The following is a 16,369-nucleotide window of genomic DNA, read 5'->3' as shown; positions in this document are numbered from 1 at the left end:
GACCGTGCCCCACCACAAAGGCCGCCGCCATGACCGTCACCACCGATCCGCTCAACTTCTTCTGGTTCATCCCGACCTATGGCGATGGCACCTATCTCGGCTCCGAGACGCAGCAGCGGCCGCCCGAGTTCGGCTATTTCAAGGAGATCGCCCAGGCAGTGGATCGGCTCGGCTTCGGCGGCGTGCTGCTGCCGACCGGGCAGGCCTGCGAGGAAAGCTGGGTCACGGCGGCCGGTCTCGCGACGGTGACGGAAAAGCTCAAATTCCTCGTGGCGCTGCGCCCCGGCGTGGTCCAGCCCGCCTATGCCGCGCGGCAGACCGCGGCGCTCGACCGCCTCTCCAACGGCCGGCTGCTGCTCAACGTCGTGGTCGGCGGCAACCCGGTCGAGCTGGCCGGCGACGGCGTGTTCCTGCCGCATGACCAGCGCTATGAGCAGGCGGCCGAATTCCTCAGGATCTGGAGCGGCCTCGTCTCCGGCGAGCGGGTCGACTTTTCCGGCAAGCATTACCGCGTCGAAAAGGGCCGGCTCGACTTTCCACCCGTACAGAACCCGCCGCCGCTCTATTTCGGCGGTTCGTCGGAAGCCGGCATCGATCTCGCCGCCGAGCAGTGCGAGCTTTACCTCACCTGGGGCGAGCCGCTCGAGGCCGTCGCCGCCAAGATCGAGGCGGCCCGCGCCCGCGCCGCGAGCCATGGCCGCAAACTGCGCTTCGGCATCCGCCTGCATTTCATCGTCCGCGAGACCGAGGCCGAGGCCTGGGCCGCCGCCGACAGGCTGATCAGCCGGATCTCTGACGAGCAGATCGAGATCGCATACAAGCGCTTCACCAAGGAAATGGATTCGGTCGGCCAGCGCCGGATGGCGGAACTGCATGGCGGCCGGCGCGACAAGCTGCTGGTGGCGCCCAACCTCTGGGCCGGCGTCGGCCTGGTGCGCGGCGGCGCCGGCACGGCCCTGGTCGGCACGCCGCGCCAGGTGGCGGAACGGCTGCGCGAATACCAGGCGCTCGGCATCGATACGGTGATCGGCTCCGGCTATCCGCATCTGGAGGAGTCCTACCGGGTGGCCGAACTGCTGTTCCCCGAGCTCGGCATCAACGTGGCACGGCGCGGTGTCAGTCGGGCGATCCAGAACGAGTTCGGCGTCGACGAGACGGCGCGCAAGCTGGCCTCGGCCTCGTGATGACGATCCCGCGCGCGCTCATCGGCTGGATCCTGCCGGCCGTCGTCCTGATCGTCTGGGAATTCCTCGCCCGCATCGGCTTCATTCCGGAAAACGTGCTGCCGGCGCCGACCGCGGTCGGCGTGGCGCTCTGGCGCGTGCTGCAATCGGGCGAACTGGTCGAAAACATCCGGGTCAGCTTCTGGCGCGCCAGCGTCGGTTTTCTCATCGGCGGCGCGGTCGGCTTCGCCTTCGGGCTCGCCAACGGCCTCTCCCGCTTCAGCGAAGCGCTGACCGACACGACGCTGCAGATGGTGCGCAACGTGCCGCATCTCGCGCTGATCCCGCTGGTCATCCTCTGGTTCGGCATCGACGAGCAGGCCAAGCTCTTCCTCGTCGCGCTCGGCGTGTTCTTCCCGATCTACATCAACACGCTGGCCGGCATCCGCTCCGTCGACCCGCAGCTGGTCGAGATGGGCAAGACCTATGGCATGAACGGCAGCGACCTGTTCTGGAAGGTGATCCTGCCGGGCGCCCTGCCCTCGATCTTCGTCGGCGTGCGTTTCGGCCTCGGCATCATGTGGCTGACCCTGATCGTCGCCGAAACGATCGCCGCCTCCTCCGGCATCGGCCATATGGCGATGCAGGCGCGCGAGTTCATGATGACCGACGTCGTCGTGCTGACGATCCTGATCTATGCGCTGCTCGGCAAGCTCGCGGACACCACGGCCCGGATCCTGGAACGGCGGACGCTCGCCTGGAATCCGGCCTTCCAGAATGTTTGAGGGAAGCCACGCCATGTTCGCCGATACGCTCGCCTTCATCGAGACCGCCAGCCGCACGGTGCCGCGCGACCTGCCGGCCTCCCGCCCGGCCCCGTTCGAGGTCACCAACGAGGCGGCGCCCGGCACGCGCGGCTTGGGGCTTTGGATCCGCGGGCTGGTAAAGGCCTTCGACGGCGCGCCGGTGATCCGAGGCATCAACCTTGAGATTCCCGCCGGCCAGTCGATCGCGGTCGTGGGAAAGAGCGGCTGCGGCAAGAGCACACTTTTGCGCCTCATCATGGGGCTGGAAACGCCGACCAGCGGCACCATCACCCGGCTTGGCGAGGCGGCAGGGGAATCTGCGCGCTTCATCTTCCAGGAGCCGCGCCTGCTGCCCTGGGCGACCGTCGCGAACAATGTCGCTATCGGCCTCGGCCGGGCCGGCACGGCCAAGACCCGTCGCGAAGCGGCGTTGAAGGCGCTGGCCGAAGTCGGCCTCGACGGTCGCGCCGACGCCTGGCCTTCCGTGCTTTCCGGCGGCCAGAAGCAACGCGTGGCGCTCGCCCGCGCGCTGGTCTCGCGGCCGCGCCTGCTCGCCCTCGACGAACCGCTCGGCGCGCTCGATGCGCTGACGCGGATCTCGATGCAGGGGCTGGTCGAGCGCGTCTGGCGGGCGCAGCGCTTCACTTCCATCCTCGTCACCCACGACGTCTCCGAGGCGATCGCGCTGGCCGACCGCATCCTGCTGATCGAGGATGGCCGCATCGCGCTCGATCTCGCCGTGCCGCTGGCCTGGCCGCGCCAGCGCGGAACGCCAACCTTTGCCAGCCTGGAAAAGACAGTTCTCGACCGGCTTTTCGGCGGCTTCGAAGGTGGTGCAGCGATCTGACGCGTTCGTTCCGGGAGGCGATCCATACTATGCCGGGCCCAATCGAACCACCGGCAGGCTTATGATGCACGACCAGACCCAGACGATCCGCCCACGCCTCTTCCTCGACAGCGCGGACAGGGCGGCCTGGGACGAATGGCTGCCGACCGGCCTGTTCCACGGCATCACCACCAACCCGACCATCCTCGCCGATGCCGGCATTGCCAACACGCTGGCCGAACTGAGCCGGCTGTCGCACATCGCCTTCGAGGCCGATGTCAGCGAATTCCAGGCCCAGACCTGGGGCCGCAGCAGCGACGCGCTGATCGACAATGGCCGCGTCATCGCCGCGCTCGATCCGCGCATGGTCGTCAAGGTGCCGATCACCCGGGAAGGCGCCATCGCCGCCGCGACGCTGAAGGCCGAGGGCGTGCGCATCACCATGACCGCCGTCTATGCCGCCCACCAGGCGCTGAGCGCCGCTGCGCTGGGTGCCGATTACGTCGCCCCCTATCTCGGCCGCATGAACGATGCCGGACGCGACGGCTTCGGCGAGATCGCCGCCATGCAGGAGATCATCCGCGCTTCCGGCAGCGACACCCGGGTCCTCGTCGCCAGCCTGCGCGCCGCGGACGACCTGGTCCGCCTCGGCCGGCTCGGCCTCGACACCTTCACCTTCTCGCCCAAGGTCGCCGCCTCCCTCTTCGCGGAGGAACTCACGGAAGCCGCGGCCGAGGTGTTCGAGATGGCCGCCGAAGGCTGAGGCTTGCTCCGGCGCGGTTTTTGTCTAGATTTATTCTAAACAACTCCGCGCCAGCGAGGCATGATGCAGCAGCCGGTCACCCGAGGCTATTCGGCCAGTCAGATCGCGCTGCATTGGCTGATCGTCGTCATGGTGCTTTTCCAGCTCATCTTCGGCGAGAGCATGTCGCACAGCGTCCGGGCCGCCCGGCGCGGCACGGCGCTTGACCCGTCCGACTCGACGCTCGCCACCCTGCACATCTGGGTCGGCTTCGCCATCCTTGCCGCGGTCGCCATCCGGCTGATGCTGCGCCTGCGCTTCGGGGCGCCGCCCCTGCCCCCCGGCTCGACCCTGCTGGGCACGCTGGCCCGCCTCACCCATATCGCCTTCTATGTCCTGCTGGTCGCCGTGCCGGTGACCGGCATTCTGGCCTACTGGTTCATCCCGTCGCTGGGCGACGTGCACGAACTGGGCAAGCCGGCCTTCATCGTGCTGATCGCGCTGCATGCGGCGGCGGCCTTGTGGCACCAGTTCTGGCTGCGCGACGGCCTGCTGCTCCGCATGCTCAAGCCTGGAAGCTGACGGGCATCCGCATCCCGCTCCGTCTCTACGATTGCTCCGGAACCCGTTTGGGCCGCTCCGCGCCCCAAGGGTGCGCTCCAGATATGCCCGTTGGCGGCGCAACCTCGAGTTACATAAATCCAGAAATACACGACAACTTGAAGTAATCGACTGGCGTAGTCTCTACTCTCGCCGATTTCGCGGCTAATAAAGGTGCAAAAGCGCAACAGCATCCCGTTGGGTAATATGTATATTGGGCTTACAGATTTACTTTCTCGCACCACTGGGAATGTCATGAAGCTCCTTCGTATCCTTTCGGCCACCACCGTCCTCGCCTCTGGCGTCGTTGCAGCCCAGGCGGCTGATCTCACCTACGAGCCCGCTCCGGCGGTCGTGGAAGTTGCCCCGGTTGGCAACTGGACCGGCTTTTATGTCGGCGGCAGCGTTGGCTACGCCTGGGGCAAGACCGACCAGACCGATGGCTTTGACGGCCTGATCACCGCGAATTCGGGCGACCTGAAGCCGGATGGCTTCATCGCCGGCCTGCAGATCGGTGGCGACTACCAGTTCCCGAGCAATGTCGTCATCGGCGCCCTGGTAGACGTGTACTATTCGAACGCCAAGGACACGTTCAACTTCGACGACGGCTTCACCAGCTACACGACCGAATCGAAGATCCAGTATTTCGGCACGGGCCGCGTCCGCGCCGGTTACGCGATGGACAAGTTCCTGCCCTACGTCACCGGCGGCTTCGCCTGGGCGAACAACAAGATCGACGACACGATCTATGGTTCGGACAGCCAGACCCATTTCGGCTGGACGGCCGGCGCCGGCGTGGAATACGCCTTCACGCAGAATTGGACGCTCAAGGCCGAATACCTCTACACGGACTTCGGCTCCAAGACCTACACGTTCCCCGACGACAATGGCTCGTATGACGTCGGCCTGAAGTCGCAGACCGCCACCATCGGCGTGAACTACCGCTTCTGATCGAAGCCTAAATTTCCGGATGCAGGGACCCCGCCGAGACGATCGGCGGGGTCTTTTTTTATTGGTCTGCCCGCCTGTGTGGACCCAGAGGCCAACGCTTTTGCTATCGCATTCGGGATTCGCGTGGACAGGCGAAAGGGCTGGATTGACTCCTGCTGTCATGAGAACAAAATAGGAACATGCCTTTTTGGAGTTCCGCTGATGGCCGAAGCCGCCCACCCGATCGATCCGGCCCAGAGCGCCCTGGACCAGCGTGTCGACAGCCTGATGTCGGCCCATCAGGGCGATGCCCGCGCCGTGATCGAAACCCTGTTGCTGGCCATTGACGCGCGTGCGGCGCGGATCTCCTTCGGCTTCGTCCGGGGCCGGTTGCCGGGCCCGGACGGCGGCGAGATCTGAGCGCGCGGCGGGCTTGTTTTGCCCCGGCGGAAGGGAACGACGCCCGGTTGGCGGCGTTGTCGATCGGTGGCGGGCAGGTTGCAATGTGGAGGGCCGGAAAATGGCGACGTCGACGGAATTGAAGGACAGCCTGCAGAGAATTTCTGCGCTGATGGGCCTGCTCCGCTCCGACTTCCTCGAACTGTCGGAGGCCAAGAGCACCCTGCAGCGCGGCCCCATCGTCGAGCATATCCAGTGGATCGCCGACCAGCTGGACGAATTGCGAAACGAACTGGCTGCCGACAAGCCGCGCCGCTCGCATGCGACGCACTCTCATTCCAAGGAGGCGGAGCCGAAGCACACGGCGCGCCATGACGCCAAGCATCACGGCGAAAACGTCGAGACGCCGCCCATCCCCGACGATCCGAAACAGCCCGATGTCGGCTTGGACGACGTCGACCTCTTGAAGGGCGAGCCGGCGCCCATGCCGGAAGAACCTCAGCCCGCTGCATCCCATGACGAGGCCGCGGCAATTCCGCCGCCACCCGACGTGCCGAAGCCGCACGATAACGACAAGACCCACTGATTTCCCGACCGCGACTACCCCGGGCGGCCCTTGCGGGCGCTTCGGGAGTGCACCTTGCCAGCGCCTCGCCATGGCGGCGCGCTCTGCCGCCATGACGAGATTGCAATGCCATACCCACGCCAGCCCGGGCGGCCCCTGCCGCTTGCACCGCGAGCAGCCAGACGGACATGACGACGACGCTGCTGATGTCAGAATTGATCATTTGCGAAGTGCTGACCGCCCTCGAGCAGCACGAACCGGTAGACCTTCGCGCTTCCGCCCGCCGCTGCAAGGAGCGGCTGCCGGCGCATCACGAAACCGAGGCAGAACTTTGCGAGCGTCTCGAAAGGCTGGCCATGGAATATGGCGCCGCCATCGTCATCGAAGGTTAGGCTGACCGCTCGGTTCCATCCCGGTCCTGGCATCTGCCATGCCGCCTGTCCCGCTGCCCTCCTTTGGCAAGAAATCCCCTGGGTCGCATGACGCGGCCTTGATCCCGGCGGGATGAAACGGGTACAACGTTCCAGCCTCTTCGAACCATTGGATGGGCGGCTCATCGCGCCGGACTCATCGATTGGGGGCGGCAGATGTGCGGGCGTAGTTCAGAGGTAGAACGTCAGCTTCCCAAGCTGAATGTCGTGGGTTCAATTCCCATCGCCCGCTCCATTTTCCTCGCAGGACCCGGCCTACCAGCAGCCCTGCGCTGCGAACTGTGCTACACTCATAAATTGCGCCACGGTCCGAAAGCACGTATCGATCGTGGGCGCGTCGCCACGCCTTTGCGCGAGGCGCACTCCACGTCCTGAAGCAAATTCCGCGGGAATAGGTAAGGGCAGATGGAAAATCTAACGATCGCGGCCGTCATACCCCTTTATAACGGCCAGGATTTCATCGCCGAGGCGCTGCGGAGCGTCCTGTCGCAAACCGTTCTTCCGGACGAGGTCATCGTCGTCGACGATGGATCGACCGACGATGGCGCCGACATCGTCCGCACCATTGCCCTGGAAAACGATCGCGTCCGGCTGCTGACCAAGAGCAATGGCGGCCAGTCGTCGGCGCGCAACCTCGCCATCCGCAGCACGCAATGCACCCATATCGCGCTGCTGGATCAGGACGATGTCTGGTACGACGACCATATCGCCATCCTGAAGGCCGCCGCCCTCGACTTCGACCGGTCCAATCTGGCGCTGATCTATGGCGACCTCGATCAGATGGACGAGACCGGCCGGATGTTTCTGCCGTCCTGCCTGCGCTCCAATCCAAGCCCGCAGCCGAAGCGGTCGCTGTTGGAATGCCTGTCGCGCGACATGTTCATCCTGCCGGGGGCCTCCCTGGTCCTGCGCGAGGCGATCCTGGATGTCGGCATGTTCGACGAGCGCCTGTCCGGCTACGAGGACGACGATCTGTTCCTGCGGCTCTTCCTGAGCGGCTATCGGAGCCTCTTCGTGCCGAAGGGCGTGACGAAATGGCGGATCCATTCGGGCTCAACCTCGTACAGTCCGAGGATGGACCGGTCGCGTCGGATCTACTTCGGCAAGCTGGTCGAGATGTTCCCGGACGATCCGCGCCTGGAACATTACTGGATCCGCGATGCGGTGGCGCCCCGGTTCCTCGGCAAGGGATTGAGCGAATTCGTGTCGGCCACCCGCGCCGGCGACCGGCCGCGCATGGAGGAAGCCTTGCGCGACATGGATTCGATCCTCCCCTACGCCAAGCGCAAGGTCCGGCGGCGGAGCCGCTGGCTCATGCCCCTCATCCGGGCCCTGGGGCCGACCCGGTTCGACGGGCTCGCCCGGACGCTGGCCCGCCTCTGTTTCCGCGATCGCCCTCCAAAGCCGCGCTACCCGGCCCCCTCGGCCGACGATCGCGGCTACCAAACCTGAGCGCCCGGAAAGCCACTCTTTTCGGTCCGGCACACCCTGCCGGGCGGGGGAAGTCTATCGCCGGGCCAAAGCCTGGCGAGGCGTGGCGGGAACCAATCACCAGCCACCACGTTTCTCGTACGCCGGGGCAAATCTGTCTGCCAGACTGATGATCAGCTGGACAGAGTCAAAGCGTTTCATCTATCCGTAGGCTCGAGTCTTTTGGGTCTGGTCAATTAACGTGACCCGCCTTGGCGCCCGCAGAACCCTGCTTGGGCGCAACAGGCAGGGTCTCATGGGAAGGAATACACATGGGTTTGAGCAAATTCAGCACGGCGGCCATGGCGTTCGTTTTCGCCGCTGCGGCCATGCCGGTGCAGGCAGCGCCGCTTATGCGCGTCGATCCGGGCGCGAGCACCTCGTCGGATGTCATCCAGGTCCAGGGCCGGCCCTGCCCGCCGCAGGGTTGCCGTCCGGGCGATCGTCCCGGTCGTCCCAACCATGGCGGCCCGAATCGTCCCGGCCCCGGCGGTCCCGGCTGGAATGGTCCCGGCCACGGTCCCGGACATGGCGGTCCCAACTGGAATCGCCCGAACAACCGTCCGGGCTACTGGAACGGCCACCACGGCTATAACGGCCCGCGCAACGGCTATCGCCGCCATAGCGACGGCTACTGGTATCCGCTGGCAGCCTTCGGCGTCGGCGCGCTGATTGGTGGCGCGATCGCCAACCAGGGCGGCCGCGAAGTGGCTCCGCCGAGCCTGTCGCGCGACCATCTGCGCTGGTGCGAGAACCGCTACCGTTCGTTCCGCGCCTCGGACAACAGCTTCCAGCCGAACAACGGCCCGCGCCAGGCTTGCGTCTCGCCCTACTATTGAGATCGTTCGCCAAGAGTGTTGAAGGAGCCCGCCTTTTGGCGGGCTTCTTTTTTGTCCGCCCGATATCGGACAGGCTGACCGCGTTCAGTTCCGCAGCACCACGCACGCGCCGCCAAGCTTCTGCAAAGCTTTGCAAAGCTGGTTCGCCTTGCCCAGCGTGTCGGCCGGCAGTCGCACCCGATAGAACGCGCGCCGGCCGCGACCGGCGAGGCGCGAGCCCAGGATCAGGGTCGGCTTGCCCTCCAGCAACGAGGGATAGCGCGCCACCTGGCGGTGATAGGAGGCGATCGCGCGGCTCTTGGAGAAATTGCCGGAGAGCTGGACCCCGAACGGCGCATAGGCGCCCTCGATCAGCGCCGGACGATAGGCGCGGATCGCCGCCACCAGCGTGACGCAATCCCTCGCCTTCGGTTCGGCCCTGGCGGCTAAGGATTTCTGCTTAGCCGGATTCGGATCGGCCGCTCTCGCCTCGGCCGGCCGCGGATCGGATGGCCTCGGCTCGACCGCGCCGGGCGGGTCCAGAACCTCGATCTCGCCGACTTTCCAGTCCTGAACGCTGCGGCCGGTGACGAAGGCCACATAGTCCTCCGTCTCGCCGGGCAGATAGCCGCCGCGCTCGATCCAGCGCGCCAGACGCGTCGGGCCGGCATTATAGGCTGCCGCAGCAAGACCCAGATTTCCAAACCGATCCCTTAAGCTTTTCAGATATTTGGCGGAGGCGGGAATCGCGAATTCCGGATCGAACGGGTCGTCCAGCCCCTGCTCTTCCGCCGTCCCCGGCATGAATTGCGCAATGCCCTGCGCGCCGGCGCTGCTGGTCACATGCGAGCGAAAGCTCGACTCGCGCCAGATCAGCCGTGTGAAATAATCGCGGGGCAGACCCTGCGCATCCGCCGCCGTCTCGATCAACCGGCAGATCGTCTGCACCGTCGTCTCCTCCGCCGCCCGCGCCGCGAAGGGAAGCAGCATCGCGCATACGAAGAGCAGCCCGGCCAGGGCGGAGGGGCGAAGCAACATCAGGCCGCCCTCCCCGTCCCGTCAGACATAGGCGGAAGGATGCTTTTGCGCGAAGCCGAGATGACCGCGCAATTTCTCCAGCAGATCGGCGGCGGCTTCGGTGACCGGCGTGCCCGGCGGGAAGATCGCCGCGGCGCCCGCCTCCATCAACGCCTCGAAATCCTGCGGCGGGATGACGCCGCCGACGACGATCATGATGTCCGGCCGGCCCTGCCGGGCCAGTTCGGCCTTCAGTTCCGGCACAAGCGTCAGATGGCCGGCGGCGAGCGACGAGACGCCGACGACATGCACCTGTTCGGCGATCGCATGCGAGGCAACCTCCTCCGGCGTCGCAAACAGCGGGCCGATCACGACGTCAAAGCCGATATCGGCAAAGGCGGTGGCGATCACCTTCTGCCCGCGGTCATGGCCGTCCTGGCCCATCTTGGCGACGAGGATGCGCGGCGGGCGGCCCTCGTCCTGGGTGAATTCGGAGACGAGGCCGGACAGCCGCTGGATCGGCGCGGGATCCTGCCCGAACCCATCGCGATAGACGCCGGAATTGACCTGGATGACCGCCTTGTGGCGCTTCCATGCCTTCTCCAGCGCCGCGGAGATTTCGCCCACCGTCGCCTTGGCGCGGGCCGCGTCGACCGCGAGCGCCAGCAGGTTGCCCTCGCCCGAGCGGGCCGAGCCTGCCAGCGCCGCGAGCGCAGCCTCCACCGCGGCCGGATCGCGCTCGGCGCGCAGCTGACGCAGCTTCTCGATCTGCTGCGCGCGGACGGAGGAATTGTCGACCTTCAGCACGTCGATGTCAGGCTCGTCGTCGAGGCGGTATTTGTTGACGCCGACCACGGTCTGCTGGCCGGAATCGATGCGCGCCTGCGTCTTCGCTGCGGCTTCCTCGATGCGAAGCTTCGGGATGCCGGCCTCGATCGCCTTGGCCATGCCGCCGAGCTTTTCGACCTCGTCGATATGCGCCATGGCGCGCTCCGCCAGCTGCGCCGTCAGCGCCTCGACATAGTAGGAGCCGCCCCAGGGGTCGATGATCCGCGTCGTGCCGCTCTCCTGCTGCAGGAAAAGCTGGGTGTTGCGGGCGATGCGGGCGGAAAAATCGGTCGGCAGGGCCAGGGCCTCATCCAGCGCATTGGTGTGCAGCGACTGGGTATGGCCCTGCGTCGCCGCCATCGCCTCGATCGTGGTGCGGACGACATTGTTGTAGACATCCTGCGCGGCGAGCGACCAGCCGGAGGTCTGGCAATGGGTGCGCAGCGCCAGCGACTTCTCGTTCTTCGGCTCGAACTGGCTGACCAGCTTCGCCCAGATCCGGCGCGCGGCGCGCATCTTGGCGACTTCCATGAAGAAGTTCATGCCGATCGCCCAGAAGAACGAAAGACGCGGCGCGAACTGGTCGATGTCGAGGCCGGCCGCCAGACCGGCGCGGATATATTCGACGCCGTCGGCGAGCGTATAGGCGAGCTCCAGATCCTGCGTCGCACCGGCTTCCTGCATGTGATAGCCGGAAATCGAGATCGAGTTGAACTTCGGCATGTGCTGCGAGGTATAGGCGAAGATGTCGGAGATGATGCGCATCGACGGTTCCGGCGGGTAGATGTAGGTGTTGCGGACCATGAACTCCTTGAGGATGTCGTTCTGGATCGTGCCGGAAAGCTTTTCGGGCGGCACGCCCTGCTCCTCGGCGGCGACGATATAAAGCGCCAGGATCGGCAGCACGGCGCCGTTCATCGTCATCGACACGCTCATCTGGTCGAGCGGGATGCCGGAGAACAGCGTGCGCATGTCGTAGATCGAGTCGATCGCCACGCCCGCCATGCCGACATCGCCGGCGACGCGCGGATGGTCGCTGTCATAGCCGCGATGGGTGGCGAGATCGAAGGCGACCGAAAGCCCCTTCTGCCCGGCGGCGAGATTGCGCCGGTAGAAGGCGTTCGAATCCTCGGCCGTGGAGAAGCCGGCATATTGGCGGATCGTCCAGGGCTGGTTCACATACATGGTCGGATACGGCCCGCGCAGGAACGGCGCGGCGCCGGGGAAGCTGTCGATCGCCTCCAGTCCCTCGCGGTCGGCAGCGGTGTAGAGGGGCTTCACCGCGATCTCTTCCGGCGTGAGCCAAGGCGCGCCATCGGCCGGCGCCGAAAGCGGCGCATCGGCAAAGGGAATGGACGAAAAATCCGGAATGCGGGTCATGGCTGGCCCTCGATCCCGTCGAGCAGTTTCGAGGGATAGTCGGTGATGTCGCAACCGGCATACAGGAAAGCCTCGACGCCGGCATGGCGATAGGCCGCCTCGTGCTCGCCAGGCCGTCCGGCGAGGGCGACATGCTCGAACCCTGCCTCGACCAGCCGCCGCGCCGCCGCTTCGGCCAGCGTCTCGCCCCCGGAGCCGCTCTCGGCCTGATAGACCTCGTCGGAGGCGCAGAGGCAGGCGGCCGCCGCGCCGGAGTCGCGCGCCGCAGCGAGCAGTTCGTCGAGCGAGGCGAACCCGTCCTGCATCGGCGCCGCGATGCCCGCCGCCTCGAACCCGCCCTTGGCAAAGCCGGCGCGGGCGCTGAACGAAGCAGCCTTGCCGAGAGTCGCCAGGAAGACGGAGGGGCGCCGCCCCGTCACCTCGGCCAAGGCATCGGCGCGGTCGCGCAGTTGCTCGAATGGCTCGGCGGTGCGACGCGGCACGAGACGCGAGGGGGCATGCGGCAGGACCGCCGAAGGCGGCGTAGGCGCCAGGATCGTGACCGGCGCTTCGGCGAGGTTGGGGAACTCGCTGGTGCCGGTGATCGGCAGCTTGCGGCGGCGCACGTCGCGATCGCGCTTGTCCGCGACGGTGCGGATCTCGCCCGCCACCCAGCCGGAGGTAAGGGCCGCAACAATTCCGCCCTGCCGCTCGATCTCCTGGAAGATCGCCCAGGCCTTGTCGCAAAGCGCATCCGTCAGCGCCTCGAAGCCGCCTGCGCCGGCAGCGGGATCGAAGACATGGCCAAGGCCGGATTCCTCGAGCAGGATCGTCTGCGTGTTGCGCGCGAGCCGCCTTGCGCCCGCATCGGCAAGGCCGAGCGGCGCGGTGAAGGGCAGCACGGTGACGCTGTCCGCGCCGCCGAGGCCTGCGGAAAATGCTGCGATCGTGCTGCGCAGCATATTCACATGCGGATCATGCCGCGTGGTCATGCGGAAGCTGGTTTCGGCGTCGAGTTGGATCGGCTTCGGCGCCAGGCCGCAGGCATCTTCGACCCGCGCCCAGAGGCGACGCAGCGCTCGAAACTTGGCGATGGTGAGGAATTCGGCGGCATCGGCGGCCAGCAGGAACGATATCAGGCCCCGCGCCCGGTCGAGCGCGACGCCGCGGGCCTCCAACCCGCGCAGGCCGGCGACCCCAGTCGCAAGGGTCAGCGCCAGTTCCTGCGCTTCCGAAGCGCAGGCCTCGTGATACACGCGCCCGTCCGCCCGCAGTAGACGGGATCCTGCCTCCGGGCCGAACAGGCCGGCCAGCTCGACCGCGGCATCGAGCGCCGCGGCGATACCGTCATCGCCATCGCGCGCCAGAACCGAGAACGGATCGATACCGAAATCGAGAGAGAGGCTATCGAGATCGAGGCCCTGGCCGCGCACCAGCGCCAGGACGGAGCGCGCCGCCTCGACGCCGGATCGCCCAGCTTCCAGGCGCAGCGAGACGAGATCCAGCATCACGCCGTCGAGGGCGGCGGCGACCGTCGCCGCGTCGGCGGCGGCAAGGCCGAAGCCGCGCGCGGAAACGGCATCGGCGAAGACCAGCGCCAGGCCGCTGGCGCCCTGGTTCAGATCCTCCAGCGCCTGAAGACTGGCCGCGCCGGCCTCTGGCAGATCGACGCGCTGGACGACGCGCCAGGCGCCGAGCGTGGCGCGGACCGGACGGGCGTGATCACCCTCGGCCTTGGGATAGAGCGGTTCGATGCGGATGTCGTCGGCGGTGCGGGAGACCAGCTTCGCCTCGAAATCGGCACCCTGGATTGCCTTCACCGCCCTTTCGCGCCAGGCGGATTCGGCGCTGCGAATCCCGGGTGACGCCTCTGGCCTGCTCATTGCCGCCTCGATCCTTGCCGCTTTCGTCCTGCCGTTTCGACCATGGATAGGCCGTGGCGCGCTTGCGTTCAACGTGCGAACCCGTCGCGCCCGTGCAAGCCGCTGGAACAAAGTCGCCACTTATGAATTGATGCTTCGATAAAGCTACTCGGTTCTATTGGGAAATTGTTCGAAAGGATGATCGCACCTTGACCCGTCTCTTCACAAAGATCTGCGCCGGCACACTGGCCGCCGCCTTCCTGCTCTCGGTGCCGCTGCCGGCCATGGCCTTGCCGGCCGTCGCCGATCCCGGGATCCGCCCGGACGCCGCGTCCAACGTGCTCGACGTGCAATATCGTCACCGCGGCCGCGACTATTATCCGCGCCATCGCCCCGGCTACCGGCCCGGTTATCACCCCGGTTACCGTCCCGGCTATCGGCCGGGCTACTGGAATGGCCACTACGGCTACCGCTACCAGCGGCCGGGCTATCGCTACTACAATGGCTGGTGGTACCCGCTGGCAGCCTTCGGTGTCGGCGCGGCGGTCGGATCCGCCATCGCCCAGCCGACCTATCGCGGCGGCTATTCCAACGCCCATTACCAGTGGTGCGAAGATCGCTACCGTTCGTACCGGGCTTCGGACAACACGTTCCAGCCCTATAACGGCCCGCGCCAGCAATGCGTCTCACCCTACTAAGGCGCTCCGCCCGCTGAACGACAAAGCCCGCCAATCGGCGGGCTTTGTTTTGCGCGCAATCGGCAGCCGGTCCTAGACCTCGCGGTGCGATTCCAGGAACCAGAGCGACTTGTCGAGGCTGCGAGAGAAGCCGGTGAGGATATCGGCGCTGTCGGCATCGCCGAGGTCGGCGGCCTTGTCGATGCCCTTGCGGACCTCGTTCGCGACCTGAGCGTAGTGCTCGATCAGCTGCGCCAGGTGATCCTTGATCGCCGAGATGTCGGTCGGATAGGGCTTGAGCTTCGTCGCCGCCGACACCGACTGGACCGTGCCGAGCGCAAAGCCGCCCAGCTGCGCCACACGCTCGGCCACCGTGTCGACATGGTCGTCGAGATCGGCCCGGAAGGTATCGAGCATCTCGTGGATGGCGATGAACTGCGGGCCCTTCAGGTTCCAGTGCGCCTGCTTGGTGACCAGCGACAGATCGATGCCGTCCGCCAGCACGGCGTTGAGCAATTCGATCGAGGCGGTCTTCGTATTGGACTTCAGATCAATCGAGGATTTCAGGGGCGCCATCGCGTTTCCTTTTGTCAATCAACTCTGGGGCCTGCGGACAAGGCCCGCGGGCTGCGATCCCAGCGGCGAAGCGGGCCTAGAGTGCCGCGCTGCCGATTCCGATCGCGTTGTGGACGATACGCCCTGGCAACGCAGGCGGGAAGCGCGGCGAGGACAGGCGCGACATTCCTGCCGCCCGTTGCCAACTGTCATCTGGCCGGAAGGCCGCAGCTGCGCTAGGACGGTCGCCACTGGATGATGTCGAAGAGGACAATATGAAAAGCGTGATCTGCGTGGAACCGGGCCGGCTGGAATTCATCGAGCGGCCCGACCCGGAGGCGCCCGCGGCGGGCTTTGCCGTCGTCGACATCAAGCATGTCGGCATTTGCGGCACCGACTACCACATCTTCGAAGGCAAGCACCCCTTCCTCGAATATCCGCGCGTCATGGGCCATGAACTTTCCGGCGTCGTCTCGGCGGTCGGTCCCGGCGGCACGCTCAAGGTCGGCACGCCGGTCGTGATCAATCCCTATATCGCCTGCGGCCACTGCGTTGCCTGCCGCAAGGGCAAGCCGAACTGCTGCACCTCGATCCGCGTGCTCGGCGTCCATACCGATGGCGGCATGGCCGAGAAGATCACGATGCCGGAAGGCAATCTCTATCCGGCGGAGGGGCTGTCGCTGCGCGACGCGGCCATGGTCGAGTTCCTGGCGATCGGCGCGCACGCCGTCCGCCGTTCGCAGCCCGAGGGCGGCCGCGCGCTCGTCGTCGGCATTGGCCCGATCGGCCTCGGCGCGGCGATCTTTGCCCGCATCGCCGGGCTTGAGGTGACGCTGCTCGATTCGAGCGAGGAACGGCTCGCCTTTGCCCGCGAGACGCTCGGCTTCCAGAATACGGCGCTGACCGGCCCCAACGCCCAGGCGACGCTGCTGGAGCAGACCCAGGGCGACGGCTTCGACGTGGTGTTCGACGCCACCGGCAATGCGCAGGCGATCGAGGCGGGCTTCGCCCTGGTCGCGCATGGCGGCGCCTATGTGCTGGTCTCGATCGTCAAGGACAGGATCAGCTTCTCCGACCCCGAATTCCACAAGCGCGAGATGATGCTGATCGGCAGCCGCAACGCCACCAAGGTCGATTTCGACCATGTCGTCGCCTCGATCAAAGCCGGCCTGGTGCCGCTCGATGCGCTGGCGACCCACAGCACGACGCTGGACAGGCTCACCACCGACATGCCGGTCTGGAGCCATGACAAGCGCGGCCTGATCAAGGCGATCATCGCCGTCTGACGCGTCGCTTCCCCGGCGAAATCCCGCTTTGACAG

17 protein-coding genes and 1 tRNA gene are annotated in these 16,369 nt (G+C 66.4%); 14 read left to right on the top strand and 4 right to left on the bottom strand.

The annotated features are described in order from the left end of the window. Window positions 1-29: 29 nt before the first annotated feature. The 12 genes from ssuD to ACHMWQ_RS07095 all read left to right on the top strand — a co-directional run bounded on the left by ssuD (window position 30) and on the right by ACHMWQ_RS07095 (window position 8,771). A complete protein-coding gene (gene ssuD / locus ACHMWQ_RS07150; protein WP_396306897.1) occupies window positions 30-1,184 on the top strand; it encodes an FMNH2-dependent alkanesulfonate monooxygenase in 1,155 nt (384 codons plus the stop codon). Then, a complete protein-coding gene (locus ACHMWQ_RS07145; protein ID WP_396306896.1) occupies window positions 1,184-1,948 on the top strand; it encodes an ABC transporter permease subunit in 765 nt (254 codons plus the stop codon). The genes ssuD and ACHMWQ_RS07145 overlap by 1 nt, the downstream gene beginning before the upstream one ends. A 13-nt stretch (window positions 1,949-1,961) precedes the next feature. Next, on the top strand, window positions 1,962-2,816 hold the full coding sequence (locus ACHMWQ_RS07140) for an ABC transporter ATP-binding protein (RefSeq protein ID WP_396306895.1): 855 nt from the start codon (window positions 1,962-1,964) through the stop codon (window positions 2,814-2,816). 64 nt (window positions 2,817-2,880) lie between these two features. Continuing rightward, entirely contained in the window at window positions 2,881-3,558 is a 678-nt protein-coding gene (locus ACHMWQ_RS07135; RefSeq protein WP_396306894.1) for a transaldolase family protein, read from the top strand. Window positions 3,559-3,618: 60 nt separating this feature from the next. Further along, window positions 3,619-4,119, top strand: coding sequence for a cytochrome b (locus ACHMWQ_RS07130; protein WP_396306893.1), 501 nt, complete (start codon window positions 3,619-3,621; stop codon window positions 4,117-4,119). Between the two features lie 273 nt (window positions 4,120-4,392). Continuing rightward, complete coding sequence (locus ACHMWQ_RS07125; protein WP_396306892.1) at window positions 4,393-5,088, top strand: outer membrane protein; 696 nt, start codon at window positions 4,393-4,395, stop codon at window positions 5,086-5,088. A gap of 201 nt (window positions 5,089-5,289) precedes the next feature. Next, complete coding sequence (locus tag ACHMWQ_RS07120) at window positions 5,290-5,487, top strand: hypothetical protein (protein WP_396306891.1); 198 nt, start codon at window positions 5,290-5,292, stop codon at window positions 5,485-5,487. A 100-nt stretch (window positions 5,488-5,587) separates the two neighbouring features. Continuing rightward, the gene (locus tag ACHMWQ_RS07115; protein ID WP_396306890.1) at window positions 5,588-6,052 is read left to right on the top strand and encodes a hypothetical protein; all 465 of its coding nucleotides are present in this window, start codon (window positions 5,588-5,590) and stop codon (window positions 6,050-6,052) included. 167 nt (window positions 6,053-6,219) lie between these two features. Further along, window positions 6,220-6,423, top strand: coding sequence for a hypothetical protein (locus tag ACHMWQ_RS07110; protein WP_354551882.1), 204 nt, complete (start codon window positions 6,220-6,222; stop codon window positions 6,421-6,423). A gap of 199 nt (window positions 6,424-6,622) precedes the next feature. Further along, window positions 6,623-6,697 (top strand) — tRNA-Gly (locus tag ACHMWQ_RS07105). Window positions 6,698-6,867: 170 nt separating this feature from the next. Then, a complete protein-coding gene (locus ACHMWQ_RS07100) occupies window positions 6,868-7,914 on the top strand; it encodes a glycosyltransferase family 2 protein (protein WP_396306889.1) in 1,047 nt (348 codons plus the stop codon). 284 nt (window positions 7,915-8,198) lie between these two features. Further along, window positions 8,199-8,771 (top strand): BA14K family protein, encoded by a 573-nt coding sequence (locus tag ACHMWQ_RS07095; protein WP_396309410.1) that lies wholly within the window; start codon window positions 8,199-8,201, stop codon window positions 8,769-8,771. 84 nt (window positions 8,772-8,855) lie between these two features. Here the strand turns inward: ACHMWQ_RS07095 and ACHMWQ_RS07090 are convergent, their stop codons facing one another. From ACHMWQ_RS07090 to ACHMWQ_RS07080, 3 genes are read right to left on the bottom strand one after another with little or no spacing between them, the layout of a single operon-like run. Next, window positions 8,856-9,788, bottom strand: a complete 933-nt coding sequence (locus ACHMWQ_RS07090; protein ID WP_396306888.1) for a lytic transglycosylase domain-containing protein — start codon at window positions 9,786-9,788, stop codon at window positions 8,856-8,858. 21 nt (window positions 9,789-9,809) lie between these two features. Further along, window positions 9,810-11,975, bottom strand: coding sequence for a methylmalonyl-CoA mutase (gene scpA / locus ACHMWQ_RS07085; protein ID WP_396306887.1), 2,166 nt, complete (start codon window positions 11,973-11,975; stop codon window positions 9,810-9,812). After that, a complete protein-coding gene (locus ACHMWQ_RS07080; RefSeq protein ID WP_396306886.1) occupies window positions 11,972-13,837 on the bottom strand; it encodes a methylmalonyl-CoA mutase family protein in 1,866 nt (621 codons plus the stop codon). The genes scpA and ACHMWQ_RS07080 overlap by 4 nt, the downstream gene beginning before the upstream one ends. 188 nt (window positions 13,838-14,025) lie before the next feature. Between ACHMWQ_RS07080 and ACHMWQ_RS07075 the strand changes: the two genes are divergently transcribed. After that, window positions 14,026-14,514 carry a BA14K family protein gene (locus ACHMWQ_RS07075; RefSeq protein ID WP_396306885.1) on the top strand — a complete coding sequence of 163 codons (489 nt, stop codon included), beginning with the start codon at window positions 14,026-14,028 and terminating at the stop codon, window positions 14,512-14,514. Window positions 14,515-14,586: 72 nt separating this feature from the next. Here ACHMWQ_RS07075 and dps read toward each other — a convergent pair whose 3' ends face one another. Then, window positions 14,587-15,069: a DNA starvation/stationary phase protection protein Dps gene (gene dps / locus ACHMWQ_RS07070; RefSeq protein ID WP_354551868.1), complete on the bottom strand. Its 483-nt coding sequence runs from the start codon at window positions 15,067-15,069 to the stop codon at window positions 14,587-14,589. Between the two features lie 254 nt (window positions 15,070-15,323). Between dps and ACHMWQ_RS07065 the strand changes: the two genes are divergently transcribed. Next, window positions 15,324-16,334, top strand: coding sequence for a zinc-binding alcohol dehydrogenase family protein (locus ACHMWQ_RS07065; RefSeq protein WP_396306884.1), 1,011 nt, complete (start codon window positions 15,324-15,326; stop codon window positions 16,332-16,334). Window positions 16,335-16,369 lie beyond the last annotated feature (35 nt).

Origin of the sequence: Kaistia sp. UC242_56 (assembly GCF_044452255.1) — a bacterium.
In the GTDB taxonomy this organism is placed as follows: Bacteria; Pseudomonadota; Alphaproteobacteria; order Rhizobiales; family Kaistiaceae; genus Kaistia; species Kaistia defluvii_A.
This window is presented reverse-complemented; position numbering and strand designations above follow the sequence as displayed.